At 73.3% G+C, this 19,028-nt stretch carries 21 protein-coding genes and 1 tRNA gene; 6 read left to right on the top strand and 16 right to left on the bottom strand.

Annotated elements, in window-relative coordinates; genetic code table 11:
• Positions 1–34: 34 nt before the first annotated feature.
• Positions 35–119 (bottom strand) — tRNA-Leu (locus E1289_RS13390).
• Positions 82–1,683 carry an MFS transporter gene (locus E1289_RS13395; RefSeq protein ID WP_131979820.1) on the bottom strand — a complete coding sequence of 534 codons (1,602 nt, stop codon included), beginning with the start codon at positions 1,681–1,683 and terminating at the stop codon, positions 82–84. The genes E1289_RS13390 and E1289_RS13395 overlap by 38 nt, the downstream gene beginning before the upstream one ends.
• A gap of 86 nt (positions 1,684–1,769) precedes the next feature.
• Between E1289_RS13395 and E1289_RS13400 the strand changes: the two genes are divergently transcribed.
• The 4 genes from E1289_RS13400 (at position 1,770) to E1289_RS13415 (ending at position 5,545) form a co-directional block, all read left to right on the top strand.
• Positions 1,770–2,447 carry a TetR family transcriptional regulator gene (locus E1289_RS13400; RefSeq protein WP_243712802.1) on the top strand — a complete coding sequence of 226 codons (678 nt, stop codon included), beginning with the start codon at positions 1,770–1,772 and terminating at the stop codon, positions 2,445–2,447.
• 132 nt (positions 2,448–2,579) lie between these two features.
• A complete protein-coding gene (locus E1289_RS13405) occupies positions 2,580–3,635 on the top strand; it encodes a sensor histidine kinase (protein ID WP_131979822.1) in 1,056 nt (351 codons plus the stop codon).
• Between the two features lie 30 nt (positions 3,636–3,665).
• Positions 3,666–4,580, top strand: coding sequence for an MEDS domain-containing protein (locus tag E1289_RS13410; protein WP_131979824.1), 915 nt, complete (start codon positions 3,666–3,668; stop codon positions 4,578–4,580).
• Positions 4,580–5,545 carry a sensor histidine kinase gene (locus E1289_RS13415; RefSeq protein WP_131979826.1) on the top strand — a complete coding sequence of 322 codons (966 nt, stop codon included), beginning with the start codon at positions 4,580–4,582 and terminating at the stop codon, positions 5,543–5,545. The genes E1289_RS13410 and E1289_RS13415 overlap by 1 nt, the downstream gene beginning before the upstream one ends.
• Here E1289_RS13415 and rdgB read toward each other — a convergent pair.
• The 13 genes from rdgB to clpS form a co-directional block, all read right to left on the bottom strand.
• Entirely contained in the window at positions 5,542–6,150 is a 609-nt protein-coding gene (gene rdgB, locus E1289_RS13420) for an RdgB/HAM1 family non-canonical purine NTP pyrophosphatase (RefSeq protein ID WP_131979828.1), read from the bottom strand. The two genes, E1289_RS13415 and rdgB, sit on opposite strands and share 4 nt — an antisense overlap.
• A complete protein-coding gene (gene rph / locus E1289_RS13425; protein ID WP_131979830.1) occupies positions 6,147–6,896 on the bottom strand; it encodes a ribonuclease PH in 750 nt (249 codons plus the stop codon). Before rph ends, rdgB begins: the two co-directional genes overlap by 4 nt.
• A 20-nt stretch (positions 6,897–6,916) precedes the next feature.
• Complete coding sequence (locus E1289_RS13430) at positions 6,917–7,666, bottom strand: MBL fold metallo-hydrolase (protein ID WP_131979832.1); 750 nt, start codon at positions 7,664–7,666, stop codon at positions 6,917–6,919.
• A 30-nt stretch (positions 7,667–7,696) separates the two neighbouring features.
• On the bottom strand, positions 7,697–8,578 hold the full coding sequence (gene murI, locus E1289_RS13435; RefSeq protein WP_131979834.1) for a glutamate racemase: 882 nt from the start codon (positions 8,576–8,578) through the stop codon (positions 7,697–7,699).
• A 154-nt stretch (positions 8,579–8,732) separates the two neighbouring features.
• Entirely contained in the window at positions 8,733–9,524 is a 792-nt protein-coding gene (locus E1289_RS13440; protein ID WP_131979836.1) for a thioesterase family protein, read from the bottom strand.
• A 168-nt stretch (positions 9,525–9,692) separates the two neighbouring features.
• On the bottom strand, positions 9,693–10,640 hold the full coding sequence (locus E1289_RS13445; protein WP_131979838.1) for a cysteine synthase: 948 nt from the start codon (positions 10,638–10,640) through the stop codon (positions 9,693–9,695).
• 23 nt (positions 10,641–10,663) lie between these two features.
• The gene (locus E1289_RS13450; protein ID WP_131979840.1) at positions 10,664–10,936 is read right to left on the bottom strand and encodes a MoaD/ThiS family protein; all 273 of its coding nucleotides are present in this window, start codon (positions 10,934–10,936) and stop codon (positions 10,664–10,666) included.
• A gap of 284 nt (positions 10,937–11,220) precedes the next feature.
• On the bottom strand, positions 11,221–11,649 hold the full coding sequence (locus tag E1289_RS13455; RefSeq protein WP_131979842.1) for a M67 family metallopeptidase: 429 nt from the start codon (positions 11,647–11,649) through the stop codon (positions 11,221–11,223).
• A gap of 65 nt (positions 11,650–11,714) precedes the next feature.
• On the bottom strand, positions 11,715–12,692 hold the full coding sequence (locus E1289_RS13460) for an MEDS domain-containing protein (protein ID WP_243712803.1): 978 nt from the start codon (positions 12,690–12,692) through the stop codon (positions 11,715–11,717).
• A complete protein-coding gene (locus tag E1289_RS13465; protein ID WP_131979844.1) occupies positions 12,689–13,534 on the bottom strand; it encodes an MEDS domain-containing protein in 846 nt (281 codons plus the stop codon). The genes E1289_RS13460 and E1289_RS13465 overlap by 4 nt, the downstream gene beginning before the upstream one ends.
• Positions 13,535–13,544: 10 nt before the next feature.
• A complete protein-coding gene (locus tag E1289_RS13470; RefSeq protein ID WP_131979846.1) occupies positions 13,545–14,525 on the bottom strand; it encodes an MEDS domain-containing protein in 981 nt (326 codons plus the stop codon).
• A 71-nt stretch (positions 14,526–14,596) separates the two neighbouring features.
• Positions 14,597–15,124 (bottom strand): DUF2017 domain-containing protein, encoded by a 528-nt coding sequence (locus E1289_RS13475; protein WP_131979848.1) that lies wholly within the window; start codon positions 15,122–15,124, stop codon positions 14,597–14,599.
• A gap of 48 nt (positions 15,125–15,172) precedes the next feature.
• Positions 15,173–15,469, bottom strand: a complete 297-nt coding sequence (gene clpS / locus E1289_RS13480; RefSeq protein WP_131979896.1) for an ATP-dependent Clp protease adapter ClpS — start codon at positions 15,467–15,469, stop codon at positions 15,173–15,175.
• A 104-nt stretch (positions 15,470–15,573) separates the two neighbouring features.
• Between clpS and E1289_RS13485 the strand changes: the two genes are divergently transcribed.
• Positions 15,574–16,926, top strand: coding sequence for a nicotinate phosphoribosyltransferase (locus tag E1289_RS13485; protein ID WP_131979850.1), 1,353 nt, complete (start codon positions 15,574–15,576; stop codon positions 16,924–16,926).
• Positions 16,927–17,001: 75 nt separating this feature from the next.
• Positions 17,002–17,583, top strand: a complete 582-nt coding sequence (locus E1289_RS13490) for an isochorismatase family protein (RefSeq protein ID WP_131979852.1) — start codon at positions 17,002–17,004, stop codon at positions 17,581–17,583.
• A gap of 76 nt (positions 17,584–17,659) precedes the next feature.
• Here the strand turns inward: E1289_RS13490 and E1289_RS13495 are convergent, their stop codons facing one another.
• Entirely contained in the window at positions 17,660–18,922 is a 1,263-nt protein-coding gene (locus tag E1289_RS13495; RefSeq protein ID WP_131979854.1) for a phospholipase D-like domain-containing protein, read from the bottom strand.
• Positions 18,923–19,028: the final 106 nt, after the last annotated feature.

The following is a 19,028-nucleotide window of genomic DNA, read 5'->3' on the forward strand; positions in this document are numbered from 1 at the left end:
GAGGGGTTCGCGTGTGGAGGATTCGCACGTGGGGTGCGGGCGGGGGGATTCGAACCCCCACGGTGTCTCCACCAACAGGACCTAAACCTGCCGCGTATACCTGGTTTCGCCACGCCCGCCTGCGCCTCCCGCCGGAGGCGCGTTCAGCTTAGCGGCTCGGCCGGAGGGCCGCGGGTGGTCGCCGGTCCCGGGGAGCGCGGCCCGGGCCCGGCGTGCGCGGGAGAGGGCGGCCACCGCGACGGCGGTGACCGCCAGCGCGATCGAGGCGGTCAGCATCGCCGACTGGACGCCGTCGGCGAACGCCGTCCGGGCCTCCGCCGCGATCTCGGGCCCGGCCCGCAGCGCCATCGCGAGTGACTCCTTCGCCTGCTCCGTGACGGGTGCCGGCACGCCCTCCGGGGCCAGGTTCGCGCGGTACCCGGACTGGAGGACGCTGCCGAGGACGGCGATGCCGAGCGCCCCGCCGAGTTCCCTCGCCAGGTCGTTCATCGCCGACCCGACGCCCTGCTTGTCGCGGGGCAGCGCGTCGATGATCGCGGCCGTGGCCGGGGTCATGGCGAGGCCCATGCCGGCGCCGAGCGGGAGCAGGCCCGCCAGCAGGAGCCAGTAGCCGCTGGTCTCGTCCAGCAGCGAGAAGACCAGCAGTGCCGCGCTCACCAGCAGCAGGCCGGCGGTGATCACGCGGGGCGGCCCGACCCGGGCGGCCAGCCGGGGCGCGATGACCCGGGCGAACGGCATCATCGTGAGCGCCATGGGCACGAGGCTCAGCGCCCCGACCAGTGCGCTGTCGCCCTTCACCAGCTGCAGGTACTGCAGGACGATGAAGATGAACCCGAAGAAGGCGAAGAACTGCAGCGTGATCGACAGCGTTCCGGCGGAGAACGGCCGGATGCGGAAGAGCCTGGGGTCCAGCAGCGGGTTCGGCCGCCGCAGCTCCCAGGCGACGAAGCCGGCGAGGACGAGGGCGCCCGCGGCGAGGCCCGCGAGGGTCCGGACGCTCGCCCAGCCCACGACGGGCGCCTCGATGATCGAGTAGACGAGGACGCCGAGCCCGGCGACGGTGATCGCGGCGCCGGTGAGGTCCAGCTTCGGCGCGTCCGGCTCCGCGGACTCCGGGACGGCCGCGAGCGTCGCGACGAGCGCGGCGACCGCGAGGACGACGTTCAGCACGAACACCGATCGCCACGACCAGAACTCCAGCAGCGTGCCGGAGGCGAGCAGCCCGAAGACGGCGCTCGCGCCGGCGACGCCCGCCCACATGCCGACCGCCCGGGTGCGCGCCTCCGCGGCGAACGTCGAGGTGATCGTGGACAGCGTGGCGGGCATGACGAGGGCCGCGCCGACGCCGAGGACGCCGCGCATCGCGATCAGCCAGTGCGGGTCGGTGACCAGCGCGGCGGCGGCCGAGCCCGCGCCGAAGACGACGAGGCCGGCGGTGAGGGCGCGGCGGCGCCCGTAGCGGTCGCCGATGGCGCCGCCGAGCAGCAGCAGCGCGGCGAAGACGAGCGCGTACGCGTCGATGATCCACGCCAGTTCCGTCTGCCCGGCGCCGGTGTCGCGGGCGATGGACGGGACGGCGGTGTTGAGGGACGCCACGGCGGACACGACCGTGGCGAGGGAGAGCATCACGGTGGGCAGGACCGCGCGATGCGCGGTTCTCCCCTCCGGAGTGACGGCGGCCATGGCGAGCCTCCTTGTGCGTTTCCGTTCGGCGTGCGTTTCTCTTCGGCCACCTCGAATCTGGCCGCCGCACCGGCTATATTTCAACCATGATGAATAAAGCGGGGGCCGCCGCGCGGGGGCGGCGGCGCGGGAGCCCGGACACCCGGCGGGAGATCCTCGCGGTGGCCCGCCGCCGGTTCCTGTCGGACGGCTACGGGCCCGTCACGATGCGCTCCATCGCCGCCGAGGCGGGCGTCGACGCCGCACTGATCAGCTACTTCTTCGGATCGAAGAAGGGGCTGTTCGGCGCGGTGCTGGGCCTGGTCGCCAACCCGCCGGAGGTGCTCGCCGGCGCGCTCCCCGGCGACCCCGCGACGCTGCCCGAACGCGTCCTGCGCGCGCTGCTGACCGCGTGGGACGACCCCGAGGGCGGCCGCCCGCTCGTGCTCATGGTGCGGGCGGCGGCGCAGGATCCCGAGCTCGGGCGGCTGCTGCAGGAGATCGTCGAGAACGAGCTGGTCGGCCGCATCGCCGACCACCTCGCCGGCACGGGCGCGGTGTCCGCCGACGTCCGGGGCCGGGCGGGCGTGTTCGGCGCGCAGCTCGCGGGCGTCATCTTCACGCGCCACCTCCTCGGTGTGGAACCGGTCGCATCGATGCCGCGCGATGAATTAATCGCGCGCCTCGCGCCGGGCCTGCGCGCGGTGCTGTACGGGCCGCCGCGCCGGTCGCGCCCCGGGCCGGGCGACCCGGCGGGCCGGGCGGCGCGCGGCCGCCCCCGGTAACGGACAGCGCCACATCGGAATTGCGGACTAAAGCCTTTGATTTCGCCGCATTATTTGAAAAAGCCCCTCGGCAGGGCCGCCGCGGGCGGCCTAGGCTTGATGGGTCCGGCCGTCGGCCCAGGCGGTGACGCCATGATCGCAAGTTCGCCGGGGAACGTCGTGAACACGTCCTTCGCGCACCGCCTCCTGCCCTACGACGGGGCGGACCGGTTCCTCGACGGCGCGCTCCCCTTCCTGGTGGACGGGCTCGACGCGGGCGACCGGGTCGTCGCCGTCTGCGGGACCGGGCAGGAGATGCTGCTGCGCGACGCGCTCGGCCCCGCCGACGCCGGCGTCGAGTTCCGCGAGCCGCGGGACTGGTACGGCCACCCGGCGCGGACGCTGGCGGACTGCCTGAGCGCGGCCGACGACGCCACCGGGCGGGGACGCCGGCTGCGCGTCCTCGGGGAACCGGCGTGGACCTCGCGGACCCCGCTCGAGGTCGTCGAATGGCAGCGGATCGAGGCCGTCGTCAACGTCGCGTTCCGCGAGACCGGCGCCTCGCTCATGTGCCCGTACTCGACGTCGCTGCCGGCGGGCATCGTCGCGGCGGCCCGCAAGACCCATCCGGAGACCGTGCGCGGCGGGCGCGCCGTGCCCAACCCCGGCTTCGTCGACCCCTGGTCCTACTGCGCGCAGTGCGACCGCGAGCCGCTGCCCGCGCCGCCGTCCGACGCCGACACGCTGCGGTTCGACAGGGCCGACCTGTACTGGCTGCGGGCCTACGTCACCGAGTACGCGCGCCAGACGACGCTCCCCGAGGAGGACCTCCAGCGCCTCCTGGTCGCGGTCACCGAGGTCGTCACCAACGCGATGCGGCACGGCGAGCCGCCCATCGTCCTGCGCATGTGGACGGAGCCGGGCACCGGAGCCGCCCTCGTCTGCGAGGTCGCCGACGAGGGCCGGTGGGCGCCCGGGACCGGCTACGGGCTCATCCCGCCACGGCCCGGGGGCGCCGCGTCCGGGGGCCGGTTCGGGCTGTGGGCCGTGCGGCTCCTGTGCGCGACCGTGCAGATCAGGACGGGCGAGGGCGGCAGCATCGTCCGGCTCAGGCTCGCGCTCCCCGGCGCGGCCGGCACCGGCCACCGGACGGAGAGTGAGGGGTTCCATGCGTTGGGCTTCCCAAACCCTCCGCGCGGCGTACGCTGAACACACACCACCGATCTCGATGGGCAGGCCATGGAGACACCCTGGTTCGCCGAACGTCCCGTCGGAGAAGTCCGGCCGGGCGACCACGGCTGGCTGGCCTACAGCGGTTCCGAAGAGCGCGACCAGGTCATCGGGACCTTCGTGCGGGAGGGCCTGCGGACCACCGAGAAGGTCGTCTACGTCACCGACGCCCCGGCCCACCGGCTGCCCGGCGTCGGTCCCCGGCACGGGATCGACGTGGACGCCTACAGCCGCGCGGGCCAGCTGCGGGTGATCTCGCGGCGGGACGCCTGCGTCGACCGCCGCGGCGAGTTCGAGCCCGCCATGATGCTGGACACGCTCGGCCGCGAGGTCGACAAGGCGTTGGACGAGGGTTTCCGCGCCGTCCGCCTCACCACCGACTACAGCTGGCTGCTGCAGCGCCCCGGGCCGCCCGACCTGGCCCGGATGCTGGGGTGCGAGCACCGCGTCGGCAACGCGGTGTCGCCGAGCACGATGGCGATGGCGATCTGCCAGATCGACAAGCACGCGTGCCCGCCGGACGAGCTCGCCGCCCTCCGTGACACACACGAGGTCCTCGTGGAAGTGAACCCCGAATACGACGACGGGATCCTGAAGATAGTGCGCACGTTCGAACCCGACGGCCTGCGGCTCGAAGGCGAGCTGGACGCCGCGCGGCACTCGGTGTTCGCCGAGAAGCTCGCGCAGGTGAGCACCGACCGCCGCCGCGTCCACCTCGACCTGTCCCGGCTCGGCTTCATCGACCTCGGCGGCCTGCACCTGCTGGCCCGGCACGCCACCGGGCTGCCCGCCGGCGAGCCGCTGGTCCTCGACCATCTGGCGCCCGACGTGGAGAACGTCATCGAGATGGTCGGCTGGCACCGGCTGCCGGGCCTCGTGCGCGGCGGCCGGCGGACCTCCCCGGACCCGGAGGGCACCACCTGATGATCATGGAGCACAGGGCGTTCCTGTACCGCGGCGCCGACGAGTACCTGTCGGTCACCGTGCCCTACCTGGAGTCCGGGCTGGCGAGCGACCAGAGCGTCATCGCCGTCGTCCCCGAACCGAACCTGACCGCGCTCAGGGACGTCTTCGCCGGGTCCGGCCGGCGGATCCGGTTCTTCGACTCGGCGGAGTTCTACCGGCATCCCGTCCGCACCCTGCGCGACTACCAGGCCGTCGTGAAGCAGAGCGCGCCGCGGCGCGTGTGCGCGCTGGCCGAACCCGTCTGGGAGGGCTGGGACGAGCGGCAGATGCTGGAGTGGATCCGCTACGAGTCGCTCATCAACGTGGTGTTCGCGGGGTCCGGCGCGCGTGCGCTGTGCCCGTACGACACCGGCACGCTGCCGCCCCGCGTCGTCGCGGAGGCGAAACGGACCCACCCCCTGCTGCTGTCCCCCGGCCACGAGGGCGAGAACCACGAGTACGTCGAACCCGCGACGTTCGGGGCGGGCTGCGACCGCCGCCCGCGCCCCGCCCGTCCCCGCGACGCCGAGTACCTCCCCGTCGACGGTGCCGACCTGCACCTCCTGCGGGCGTTCGTCGGCGAGCGCGCGGCCCGGCACGGCCTCGCGAAGCGGCCGGCGCGGAACCTCGTCACGGCCGCGAACGAGGTCGCCGCCAACGCCCTCCAGCACGGCACGCCGCCGGCCGGCCTGTGGATATGGCGGGACGGCGACGACGTCGTCTGCGAGATCGGCGACAGCGGCTTCTGGCACCCGCCGCCCGACTCGCTGACGGGGTTCATCCCGCCGGACACCGCCCTCCAGCGCGGCTTCGGGCTGTGGACCGTCCGCCTCCTGGTCGACCTGATGGAGATCCGGACAGGCTGGGAGGGCACCTTCGTACGCCTCAGCGTTTCGCGCGGCACCACCGGGCACGCCGGGGCGGCGACGGCCGGCCTCGCCTAGGAGAGGCCGGCGGCGGCGACGATGTCGGCGAGGGCGCGGAACGCCTTGCCGCGGTGGCTGATGGCGTCCTTCTCCTGCGGGGCCATCTCCGCGGTCGTGCGGGTCTCGCCGTCCGGGACGAAGATCGGATCGTAACCGAAGCCGCCGGTGCCGCGCGGCTCGCGGATCAGTGCGCCGCGCATCCGGCCCTCGACGCAGTGCTCGGCGCCGCCGGGGACGACGAGGACGGCCGCGCACACGAACGCCGCGCCCCGCTGCTCGTCGGCCACGTCGGCGACCTGGTCGAGCAGCAGCCGGAGGTTGGCGGCGTCGCGGTCGCCGGTGGCCGCGCCGAACCGCCCCGACCAGCGGGCCGACAGGACGCCCGGCATGCCGTTCAGCGCGTCCACGCACAGGCCGGAGTCGTCGGCGACCGCGGGCAGGCCGGTGAACGCGGCGATCGCGCGGGCCTTCAGCAGCGCGTTGCCCTCGAACGACAGCTCGGTCTCGGGCACGTCGGGGGCGCCGGGGAACTCGTCGAGGCCGACGATGTCGAGACCGCCGAGGATCCGGTGCAGCTCCGCGACCTTGCCCCGGTTGTGGCTCGCGAGGACGATCCTGGTCATCGGGCGGGGGCCTCCGTGGTGAGGGCCTCCGTGCTGAGGGCCGCCGCCTGGAGCCGGGTCAGCTCGGCGCAGCCGCCCGCCGCGAGGTCGACCAGCGCGTCCAGTTCGGAGCGGTCGAAGGGGGTGCCCTCGGCGGTGCCCTGCACCTCGACGAACCGCCCGTCGCCGGTGCAGACCACGTTCATGTCGGTCCCGGCGGCGGAGTCCTCCTCGTAGCAGAGGTCGAGGCGGGGCTCCCCGTCCACGACGCCGACGCTGATCGCCGACACCGAGGCGATGAGCGGGTCGCCCTTGAGCAGCCCGCGCCCGCGCATCCAGCTCACCGCGTCGGCCAGCGCCACGTACGCGCCGGTGATCGCGGCGGTGCGGGTGCCGCCGTCGGCCTGGAGGACGTCGCAGTCGAGCTGGACGGTGTTCTCCCCGAGCGCCTTGAAGTCGAGGCATGCCCGGACGGAGCGGCCGATCAGCCGGGAGATCTCGTGGGTGCGCCCGCCGATCCGCCCCTTGACGGACTCGCGGTCGTTGCGGGTGTTGGTGGCGCGGGGCAGCATCGCGTACTCGGCGGTGACCCAGCCGAGCCCGCTGTCGCGGCGCCACCGGGGCACCAAGTTCTGCACGGACGCCGCGCACAGCACCCGGGTCGCGCCGAACTCGATCAGCACCGACCCTTCCGCGTGGTCGAGCCATCCGCGCTGGATACGGACGGGACGGAGCTGGTCGGACGCGCGGTCATCGGGGCGAGGCATGGCCTCAACCCTAGTGGGCCTCAGAGGGTGTACCGGGCGCCCACGCGGGCCAGCTCGATGTCGCCGCCGTAGGGACTCGCCTTGGCCTCCTTGAGCGACAGGTCCGCGTCGTTCCACGGCACCAGGTGGGTGAGGACGAGCCGCCCGACCTCGGCGCGGGCGGCGTGCTCCCCGGCCTCGCGGGCGGTCAGGTGCAGTTCCGACGGCAGGCCCGGCCCGTCCAGGAAGGACGCCTCGCACAGGAACAGGTCGGCGCCGGACGCGAGCTCGACCAGATCGTCGGAGGGGCCGGTGTCGCCCGAGTAGGCGAGCGCCTTGCCGTCGTGCTCGATGCGGAACGCGTACGCCTCGACCGGGTGCGGCATCAGCGCGGCCGTGATGCGGAACGGTCCGATCTGCTGGTGGCCGCGGCGCAGGGTGCGGAAGTCGAAGGTGCCGCTCATGCCCGGGTCGGGATCGAGGTCGTAGGCCCGCGCCATCCGCGCCGCGGTGCCGGCGGGCCCGTACACCGGGATGGGCGGCGGCGGGCCGCCCGGCCGGTAGGTGCGCGCGACCCAGTACCCGCACAGGTCGAGGCAGTGGTCGGCGTGCAGGTGCGAGATGCAGACGGCGTCGATCTCGTACAGCGAGCGGAACCGCTGCAGCGACCCGAGCGCGCCGTTGCCGAGGTCGAGCACCAGCGCGAAGCCGTCCGCCTCGATCAGGTAGCTGGACGCGGGGCTGTCCGGCCCCGGGAAACTGCCGGAGCAGCCGATCACAGTGACCCGCACGCTCAACTCCTCCTTCGGATTCCCGAGGAATCAGGTCGTCAGCGCCGTGCCCGGCGTGGTCTCCACCGTCTCCACCGAGCCGATCTCCGGGCCGAGGAAGCGGCGGCCGAGCTCGGCGAAGACGCCGGGGTCACCGGTGGCGCGGAACCGGTGCCGCGGCCGCGGCGTCGCCTCGGCGCGGGCAAGCCCCCGATCGTGCAGCACGCGATACACGTCCTTGGCTGTCTCGTCGGCACTTGACACCAGTGTGACCCCGTCTCCGACGACATACGAGATGACACCGGTCAGCAGTGGGTAATGCGTGCAGCCGAGGATGAGGGTGTCGCACCCGGCGGCCACGATCGGGCGGAGGTAGCCGCGGGCCGCCTCCAGCAGATCGGGGCCCATCGTCACGCCCGCCTCGACGAACTCGACGAAGCGGGGGCACGCGGCGCTGACCAGCTCGATGTGCGGCGCGGCGGCGAACGCGTCGTCGTAGGCGCGGCTGTTCACCGTCGTCTGCGTGGCGATCAGCCCGACCCGGCCGTTCGAGGTGGCGCGGGCCGCGCGGCGAGTGGCGGGGTTGATGACCTCGACCACCGGGACGTCGTACCGTTCCCGGGCGTCGCGCAGCATCGCCGAGCTGGCGCTGTTGCAGGCGATGACCAGCATCTTCACGCCCTCGGCGACGAGCCGGTCGAGCATCTCCAGCGCGTAGGCGCGGACCTGCGCGATGGGCCGCGGCCCGTACGGCTGCCGCGCCGAGTCGCCCAGGTAGATGATCGGCTCGTTCGGCAGCTGGTCGAGGATCGCGCGGGCCACGGTGAGCCCGCCGAAACCGCTGTCGAAGACCCCGATGGGGGCGTCCGGCGGGCCGTCCCCCCAGGATGCGTCGCTCCCCCGGGACGCTGCCCCCCAGGATGCCTCTGACATGGTGCATAAGGCTAAGCGAGAAGGCCCCGCTCAGGTGCGTCATGCGTTGGACATCACACCGTCACGCGCCGGAAAACCGTCCAGTTCGGGCCATGCGGGGGCCGGCGGGTGCCGATCCGGGGCGAAACGCCGGTGCCCAGGGCCGGAGACCGCCTCACCCGCGGGTGCGGGGCACCCGGGCGATCTGCCGGCTCTGCGCGACGAGCCGGTCCGCGGAGTCCCAGACCTCGACCTCCTCGTCGAACCAGCCGTCCGCGAGGAGCCGGCCGGTGCCGTGCACGGCCAGCCAGCCCTGCGCGGGCACCGCGCGCATGTGCCAGGTCAGCTCGACGGTCGGGGCCCAGCCCTGCGCGCCGAGGTTCAGCGCGACCGGCGGCAGCGCGTCCACGGCGAGGGCGAGCGAGTAGCCGTCGATCGGCTCGTCGCCGTGGTGCCGGAACCAGCCGCGGATGTCGGGACGCCCGGTCGGCCGCCCGTCCAGCCAGCCCATCGTGGACCGGTCGAAGCGCATGTCGACCTGGTCGGCGAACCCCCCGCCCGCCGGGGGGCGGAAGTCGGTGCACTCCTCCACCGGCGGCATCGCCGGGGGCCCCTCATCGGCCCACTCGGGCTCGGCGGCGGCGTCGAGGGTGCCGGTGGTGATGAGGGCGTCCACGACGGAGCGGCCGTCCTGGACGAGGGTGACCAGCGACGCCGCGGCGGTGCGGCCCGCCTTGCGGGACTCCACGACCACCTCGGCCGGTCCGGCCTTGGTGACCCGGTGGAAGTTCGCCGCGGTGGAGACCGGGTGGGCGTGCGGGGAGGCGTCGACGGCGGCGCGGGCCATCACGGCCATGAGGTAGCCGCCGTTCAGCGCCTCGCCGATGGCGTAGCCGCCGTCGAGGACGATCTCGTACCGGCCCTCGCCGACCTGCTTCACGGCGGTCGCGTCGCCGAACCCGCTCATCCGCACTCTCCCGTGTCCGGCCGCGCGGCGGGCGCCGTCACCCGTCCGACACGGTTCTAGAATCACATTCGATAGCGAACTCTACCGTGCCGGACGGATCGCCGCCCTGGTCGGCAGGCCGCGCGACCCGGCCGCGCCGGGCGCGGCCGGGAACGAACGGGACGGGGCTCAGGCCCAGAGCTGGCCTTCGAGGCGGGCCTCCGCCTCGTCCAGGGTGCCGCCGTACGCGCCCGTCGACAGGTACTTCCAGCCGCCGTCCGCGATCACGAAGACGATGTCGGCCCGCTCGCCCGCCTTGACCGCCTTCTTCGCCATCCCGATCGCCGCGTGCAGCGCGCCGCCGGTCGAGATCCCCGCGAAGATCCCCTCCTGCTCCAGCAGCTCGCGGGTGCGGCGCAGCGCGTCCCCGGACGTGACGGAGAACCGCGTCGTCAGCACCGACCCGTCGTACAGCTCCGGGATGAAGCCCTCGTCGATGTTGCGCAGCCCGTACACCAGGTCGCCGTACCGGGGTTCGGCCGCGACGATCTTCACGTCCGGCACCTGCTCCCGCAGGTACCGGCCGACGCCCATCAGCGTGCCCGTGGTGCCGAGCCCGGCGACGAAATGCGTCACCGAGGGCAGGTCCGCCAGGATCTCCGGGCCCGTCGTCTCGTAGTGCGCGAGCGCGTTGGCCTCGTTGCCGTACTGGTAGAGCATCACCCACTCGGGGTTCTCCTCGGCCAGCCCCTTCGCCACCCGGACCGCCTCGTTCGAGCCGCCCGCCGCCGGGGAGAAGATGATCCGCGCGCCCCACATCTCCAGCAGCTGGCGGCGCTCGTCGGAGGTGTTCTCCGGCATCACGCACACCATCTCGTAGCCGCGCAGCTTGGCGACCATGGCCAGCGAGATGCCGGTGTTGCCGGACGTGGGCTCCAGGATCGTGCAGCCCGGCGTCAGCAGCCCCTCCTTCTCCGCCTTCTGGATCATGTAGAAGGCGGGGCGGTCCTTGACCGAGCCGGTGGGGTTGCGGTCTTCGAGCTTGGCCCAGAGCCGGACGTCGTCGCTCGGCGACAGCCGCGGCAGGCCCACCAGCGGCGTGCGGCCGAGCGAGTCCAGCAGCGAGTCGAATCGCATGTGCCGCCGTCCTCCAGCCCGGCTCAGCCGCCGGCGACGGCGGGGAGGATGGTGACGCCGTCGCCGTCGGCGACCTGCGTGTCCAGCCCGCCGAGGAAGCGGACGTCCTCGTCGTTGAGGTAGACGTTGACGAACCTGCGCAGTCCCTTGTCGTCCACCAGCCGGTCGCGCAGGCCGGGGTGGCGCGCGTCCAGGTCGGTGAACAGCTCGTCCAGGGTGGCGCCCTTGCCCTCCACCGACTTGGCCCCATCGGTGAGGTTGCGCAGGATCGTCGGGATGCGGACCTCGATCGCCATCGCGGTGATCTCCTTCTACGTCGTACGGGGGCTTCCCGCCCTCTGCGTCACAACCGGGCGGGAAGCGGGAAGATTCCAGGCAAGATCAGCGCGTCAGCGACAGTCGTAGACGACCTCGGCGCGCGAGTGCCCGAACAGGAAGCTCTGCACGGGTGGCACCGCGGAGGGGCCGGGGCGACGCCGCACAGCGCCCGTCCGGTGACCGCTCGTCCACATGACCGCCAGTTTACCGGCCGCTTTCCCGGGCCGCCCCGCCGCCTTCGGCCACGCGCCGCCGGCCGCCGTCAGCCGTACGAGTCGACGATCTCGACCTCTTCCTCGACCGGTTCGCCGTCCACCAGCAGGTACGAGCGGAACTCCACCCGGTCCGGCTCCCGGGTGGACACGATCACCCGGTGGACCCGCGGGTCGGCCAGCGACGACCGCAGGTAGTCGAGGTCGGTCCGCGACGGGTACGCCTCGGTCGAGGTGTGCGAGTGGTAGTGGACGACCATCTCCTCGTCGTTGTCGAACATCTCCCGGTCCACCCGGTACCACTCGTCGTTGTCGAAGCTGTGGTAGGTCGGGGACCGCTCGGCGTTCGTCATCGGGACGAACCGGGTGGGCCGGTCCGATCCCTCGGGTCCGGCCACGATGCCGCATGCCTCGTCGGGATGGTCGGCGCGTGCGTGCGCGATGATCTTGTCGACTAGGGCACGTTCGATCGTCAGCATGGTCGCAGGCTACCCGGCGGCGCCCGCCCTCCCCGGCCGTGCCCCGCCGCCCCGCACGCGCACGCTCAGCCGATCCGGACGCGCATGCGGACCTGGGTGCCGTGCGGGCCCGAGCGGGTCTCCACGATGTGGCACAGCCGCCGGACGGCCCACATCGCGGCGTCGTGCCCCTTGGCGCCCGGCGGCTCGTAGCCGAGGAACCGGTCGGCCAGGACGCGCACCGGGTCGGCGACGTCGCAGATCAGCTCGCCGGCCTCGGCCCACAGCCACAGGGAGCCGCGGCCGCCGCCGTCCCGGATGATGCCGGTGGCGACCTCGTTGACCGCGAGCACGAACGGGAGCGTGCGCTCCTCCGGCAGCCCGAGCCGGGCGGCCTCGGTGAACAGGAAGCTCCGCAGCCCCGGCAGCCCGCCCGTCGCGAACGACCTGCGGGCGGCCACGGCCGGCGGCGGGGGCAGCGGGCTCGCGTCGCACTCGGCGCAGAACTCGGCGGGGGCGGTGTACCGCCCGGCGGCGGCGGGACCGTCCGGCCCGGTCAGCTCCGGGTGGGTGCGGACCGCGGCGTCCAGCACATGGCCGGGCAGGACCGCCGTGTCGTACGCACACATGATCATGGTCGGGGTGCCGGCGAACACGACGTTCAGCAGCGCGTCGTGGCGCTTCCACTCCCGGGTCTCCAGCGGCGTCCGGCCGCGCCAGACCGGCTCGGCCAGCAGCCGCAGCCGCCCGCGCGGCCACCAGTCGGCGCGGGCCCGGTCATGGCAGGACGCCAGCGCGTGCATCGGGCCGTGGGACCACACCGCCGCGTCGAGGAACTCGATGTCCGCGGCGGTCTCGCGGCCGAGCCGCCCGCGCAGGGCCGCCGCCACCGGCGGCTCGACCAGCACGACGACCGCGTCGCCGGCCCGGCGCCCGGCGCGCAGGTACGGCACGGCGGTCAGCAGGTACTCGTGCCGCGACCCGTACATCAGCGCCTGGTGCACGAGGACGTCCTGGTCGCCGTGGGCGGCAACGGCGGGCCCCGTCGGCCCGGGCCCGGTCACGCGGTCGCCTCCGCGACGATGCCGGGCGCGGTGTCCCAGCCGCAGACGCGCATCATCAGCTCCATGCAGCCGGGCATGGACCGCAGGATCACCTGCCGGTCGAGGACGGTGCTCAGCTCGTTCGCGCGGATCAGGGTGCGCAGCCCGTCCAGGTCGCAGAAGTCGAGCCGGGAGAGGTCGAGGCACAGGTGCGCGGAGCCGTCGCCGGCGTCGCGCAGCGCCTCGACCAGGCCCGGCAGCGTCGACTCGTCGATCGCGCCGGACAGCCGCAGGCCGGGCGGCGCGAACAGCGGCACGATCGTCAGCACCCCGTCGTCGAAGACCGCGTCGGCGCCGGCCCGCCCGCCGTGGTGGCGCTCCACCTCGCGCAGGTGCTCGGCCGCGAACCAGCGGCGGTCGAACTGGCACAGCGCCATCGCCGGGCTCCCCGGCCGGGTGACGGCCCGGTGGACGGCCTCCTCGAACGACGCGAAGCGCTCCGTCCCGGGCCAGCCGCGCAGGGACGGGCACGCCTCGCCCGTGATGCGCACCCCCGGATGGCCGTGCGCCAGCGCCGACTCCAGCACGGTGTCGAGGTCGGTCTCGGCGGTGGGCAGCACGGTCAGCCGGCCGTCGTCGAGCGCCGCTCCGAAACCGGCACGCAGGTGTCCGGCGGCGGCCCCGCCGTCCACGAGGTAGACCAGGGCGTGCCCGGCGCGCAGGCCGTCGTTGAGGAACGCCGTCAGGACGGCGTGCCGTTCCTCGTCGTTGACATACGTGAGGCACAGATGGTCCCCGGGCCGCATCTCACCGACCGGCCTGGCGGGCTCGCCGGGCCGGGAGCGGACCTTCTCGGGAGCCATGCGGCCCTCCTCACCGGGGACGGTATTCGACGGCGATTCCCGGGGTGCCGTCCAAACCCTCCTCGCGGAACCTGTCGTGGAGGGCGGGCGGCACCCCGCGCAGCAGGAGCCCGTGCCCCCGCCTCCGGCCGGGACCGAAGGCCCCGGTCAGCAGGCGCAGCCCGGCCGCGTCGCACCCCGTCAGGCCGCTGAGGTCGAGGCACAGCAGGCCGGTCCGGGTCGTGATCGACGCCAGGACGTCCTCGGCGGCGGCGAGGTTCGACCCGTCGATGGTCCCGGCGAGTTCGGCGCCCGGCGGGTTGAAGATGGGCGTGATGCGCAGCGATCCGTCGTCGTGGTAGTCGTTGACCCGGACGCGCCCCATGTGGCGGGTCTCCACCTCCGCCAGCCGCGCGTCGTCGAACCAGCGCCGGTCGAACTGGCAGACGGCCATGGCCGTCGGGTCGGAGGTCAGGAAGGCGTCGTCGAGCAGCTGCTCGAACTCGCCGAACCGCTCGGTCCCCGGCCAGCGGCGCAGCGAGAACCGCGCCTCGCCGGTGATCCGCACGCCCCGGTAGCCCTGGACGCGGGCGAGGTCGATCTCGGTCGCGATCAGCTCGATGCTCTCGGCGGGGTCGAACCGGCCGCTCGCGAGGAACGTCTCCTCGGCGGTCCGCACGATGAAGTGCCCGGCGTCCATGGCCTCGGACAGATCCGGCGTGTCCTCCTGCGGACCGGGCCCGGTGGCCGCGCCCTCGGCGAGCAGCCAGGCGAGTACCTCCGCGGCGGTGACGCCGTCGGAGATGTAGACGATCTTGTGGCCGGCGCGGACGCCGTCGCGCGCGTAGGCGGCCATGACGGACCGCCGTTCCTCGTCGTTGTCGTAGAGGAGGGCGAGATGGTCACCCAGCTCCATCACGCCTACGGGCTTGGCGGGGGTGTCCACCATCGTCATCGCGGCCTCCAAGTGCTCTCCGGCCCGCCGCCACGGGCCCTGACGCCCGGACACCACGCTAAGGACTCTCCGCACCGGCGTCTCGACAATCGGTAATGTCCCGTGACCAGGTGTGGACGCGCAGGCGGTCACCAGAGGACGCGGACGAGGCTCTCCTGCAGCATCGTGAGCCAGTCGTAGGCCGCGAACATGGGCGCACGCGGGTCGCGGGGGTCCAGGCCCTCCGCCTCCTCGTACCACTCCTCGGTGATGTCGAGCCGGGTGCCCAGCGCCAGCCGGACGTCGTTCAGCGCCCGCAGCCACGCCTGGGCCTGCTTCTCGTCCAGCATGACGTCGCGGCCGGGCCCGCCGAGCGAGCCCAGGACCGTCTCGGCCGCCTCGCGCTTGCCGTCGCGCAGACCCATCTCGGTGTAGCGGCGGAACTCCCCCGCCGCCTCGCCGTCCTCGTGGTACGCGTCGGGGAACAGCCGCGCCAGCACCGGGTCGTCCGATTTGGTGGCGTTGTCGGCGATACCGATGGACGCCAGCTCGTCGTCCGCGCCGGGCGTGTCGCCCAGCAGCGCGAGCAACTGCTCCATCAGGGCGCGCAGGAGCGCGACCTCCTCGGCCTCAAGGCGCACCCTGATGCCCTGGCGGGTCTTCTTCACATGGCTCACGGGTCGCTCCGCTCCGGACGGCTCATCGGATCGCTCCGCCCACAGGCACTAGTCGTCCCGCTTCACGGTTGCCCACAGGCCGTAGGAGTGCAGGATCTCCACGTCCCGCTCCATCTCCTCGCGGGTGCCGTTGGCCACGACGGCGCGGCCCTTGTGGTGCACGTCGAGCATCAGCTTCTCGGCCTTGGTCTTCGGGTAGCCGAAAACGGCCTGGAACACGTACGTGACGTACGACATCAGGTTGATCGGGTCGTTCCAGACGATCGCCAGCCAGGGCCGGTCCGCGCTGACGTCCTCCTCGACGTCCGGCCGCTCCAGTTCGACGGGTGCGGGCGCCGTGCTCATGGCGCTCATGTCCGCGTCTCCCCCTTTCCGCGTGATGTCCGTCCGCCCATCGCACCCGATGCTATGCGCCGCCACCCCGTCCGGGTGTGACGGTCCGCACCTCTATGGTGCCCACGGCAAGGCTTAGGGTTCCAGATGTGGACCCCGGTGACGGTACTGCCCTGCTGACCGACCAGTACGAGCTGACCATGCTCCAGGCCGCGCTCCGCAGCGGGGCGGCCGACCGGCGTGCGGTCTTCGAGGTGTTCGCGCGGAGCCTGCCCGCGGGCCGCCGGTACGGGGTCGTCGCGGGGACGGGGCGGCTGCTGGACGCGATCGAGGCGTTCCGCTTCGAGCCCGCCCAGCTGGAGTTCCTGGCCGCGAACGGCATCGTGGACGAGCCCACGCTGCGATGGCTGGAGAAGTACCGCTTCACCGGGGACGTCTACGGTTACGCCGAAGGCGACTGCTTCTTCCCGGAATCGCCGATCCTGGTGGTCGAGGGGACGTTCGGGGAGGCCGTCCTCCTGGAGACCCTCGCCCTGTCGATCCTCAACCACGACTGCGCGATCGCGTCCGCGGCGTCCCGGATGGTCCAGGCCGCCCAGGACCGGCCCCTCATCGAGATGGGGTCGCGGCGCACCCACGAGCGCGCCGCCGTGGCCGCCGCACGCGCCGCCTACATCGCGGGGTTCGCCACCACGTCCAACCTTGAGGCGGGCCGCCGCTACGGCGTGCCGACCGCCGGGACGAGCGCCCACTCGTTCACCCTCCTGCACGGCAGCGAGCGGCACGCGTTCGAAGCGCAGCTCGCCTCGCTCGGGGCGGACACCACGCTCCTCGTCGACACCTACGACGTCGAACGGGCCGTCCGCACCGGCGTGGACCTCGCCGGGCCGTCCCTCGGCGGCGTGCGGCTTGACAGCGGCGACCTCGGCGTGCTGGCGCGCCGCGTCCGGGAGCAGCTCGACTCGCTGGGCGCGGACGGCACCCGCATCGTGGTCACCGGCGACCTCGACGAGTACGGCATCGCGGCCCTCGCCGCGGCGCCCGTGGACGGCTACGGCGTGGGGACGTCCCTGGTGACCGGTTCGGGCGCCCCCACGGCGTCCCTCGTCTACAAGCTCGTCGCCCGGGCGGACGGCCCCGGCGAGGACGCTCCCGTCCGCCCGGTGGAGAAGCGCTCCCCCGGCAAGCCGAGCCGCGGCGGGCGCAAGACGGCCGTCCGCCGCCTCGACGGGCACGGCGTCGCCCGCGCCGAGGCCGTCTTCACGGGCGAGGCCACCCCGGGCCCCCGCGACCGTGTCCTGCACGTCCCGCTGGTGCGCGACGGCGAGATCGTCGGACGCGAACCGCTCACCGCGAGCAGGGAACGCCACGCCCGCGCGGTCGCGGAACTGCCGGCGTCGGCGGTGCGCCTCTCCCGCGGCGAGCCCGCCGTCCCCACCGAGTTCACCGGCGACGGCACGCGCCCATGAGCCGTGCCCCCGCGCTGGGATAGCGTCCCTGGTGTCTGGGCAAGTCCCGAGGAGAAACCTGTACAGGGAGCGCTCATGGGCAAGAAGGCTCTGATCATCGTCGACGTGCAGAACGACTTCTGCGAGGGCGGCTCGCTCGGCGTCGGCGGCGGCGCCGACGTGGCGGCCGCCATCTCCGGGCACGTGGCCGGGCACCGGTCCGACTACGCCCACATCGTGGCGACCCGCGACTTCCACCTCGACCCGGGCGACCACTTCTCCGCGGAACCCGACTTCGTCGACTCGTGGCCGGCGCACTGCGTGATCGGCACCCCCGGCGCCGACTTCCACCCCAACCTCGCGCTCGCCCCCATCGAGGCGGTGTTCAGCAAGGGCCACGAGCACGCCGCCTACAGCGGCTTCGAAGGCGTCTCCGACGACGAGCAGCCGCTCGCGGACTGGCTCGCCGGCCGCGGCGTCGACGCCGTGGACATCGTCGGCATCGCCACCGACCACTGCGTCCGCGCCACCGCCGTGGACGCCTCCCGCGCGGGCCTTCGCACCACCGTCCTCCTCGACCTCACCGCCGGTGTCGCCAAGCCCACCGTCGACAAGGCCCTGGAGGAGATGGCGCAGGAGGGGGTCACCCTCACCGGCGCCCCCGTGGTGACCGCCTGACCACGACCGGCTCCGGGGGGATCATCATCGCGGGCGCCCCGGGACCCCAGCGCGCACCGGTTCCGGTCTCGCCGGGTCACAGGAAGCGGCGGATGGGGTTGACCGCCGCCTCCTTGACGCGCTGGGAGGTGGAGCGGTCGTCCCAGCGGGCGTGGTCGATCCGCACGCTGCGGGCCAGGTCCTCGTCGAAGTGGTCGTGCAGGGTCGCGGTGAGGCGGTCGTCGATGACCGCCAGCATGACCTCTTCGTCGTGGTCGAGGGACCGGCGGTTGAAGTTGGTGGAGCCGACGAGGGCGACCGTGTCGTCCATCAGGACGATCTTGGTGTGCAGCATCGTGGGCTGGTACTGGAAGATGCGCACGCCGCAGTCCAGGAGTGTCTGGTAGTGGCGCTGGCTTGCCAGCCGGCTGACGCGCTTGTCGGCGTGCGGGCCGGGCAGCAGGAGCTCGATCCGCACGCCGCGGCTCGCGGTGGCGCACAGCAGCTCGGTGAAGTAGTCGTCGGGGGCGAAATAGGCGGAGGCCAGCCGGACGCGGTGCCGTGCCGATTCCAGCACGACACGGATGAGGGTCTGCATGTCCTGCCAGCCGATACTGGCCGAGCCCCGGACGACCTGGACGACCGCGTCCCCGGCCGGGGGCTGCTCGGTGAAGCGGTCGCGTTCGTCCATCAGGTCGGGGTGGCTTTCGGCCCAGCTCTGCGCGAACGCGGCGGCCACGCCGTCGACCGAGGGCCCCCGGATCTGGAAGTGGGTGTCCCGCCATTCGCCGGAGTCGCGGGCGTCGCCGCACCATTCCTCGGCTATGCCGACTCCGCCGGTATAGGCGACGTGCTCGTCGACGACCAGGACCTTGCGGTGGCAGCGGTGGTTCTGCTTGAACGGTGACAGCTGGTGGGGCTTGCGGAACCAGGCCACCGTCACCCCCGCCTCCTGCATCCGGTCCAGCAGGTCCTTCTCGATCTTCAGGCTCCCGACCCCGTCCAGCAGCAGGCGGACGCGGACTCCGGCGCGGGCCCGGTCGGCCAGCGCCTCGGCGAACTCGGTGGCGATGTCCCCGCGCCAGTAGACGTAGGTCATCATGTCGACGGTGTTCCGCGCGGCCCGGATCGAGTCCAGCATCGCCGGGAAGATCTCGTCGCCGTTGCGAAGCGGGACCACCGCGTTGCCCTCGGTCGCCGCGATCCCGATCAGCCGCTCCAGCCGCCGCCGGATCCGGAAGCGCTCATCGCCGTTCCGCGGCTTCCGCTGCCGCGGGAGGGCATCCGGCGCCGACGCACCGCGGGGACGCTCCGGCGGGTCCGCCGTGAGGTCGTCCGGGGGGCTGGCTTGGTCGGTCATCGCGGCTCTCCTCGGTGCCCTGAGCGATGGGGGCAGAGTCACCTTATGGCCGGTTTTTCGTGCTATACGCAGTTCACCGTGCTGAGCTGCGGTGACGAGACCCGGT

Source organism: Actinomadura sp. 6K520 (assembly GCF_004349245.1).
Taxonomy (GTDB): Bacteria; Actinomycetota; Actinomycetes; order Streptosporangiales; family Streptosporangiaceae; genus Spirillospora.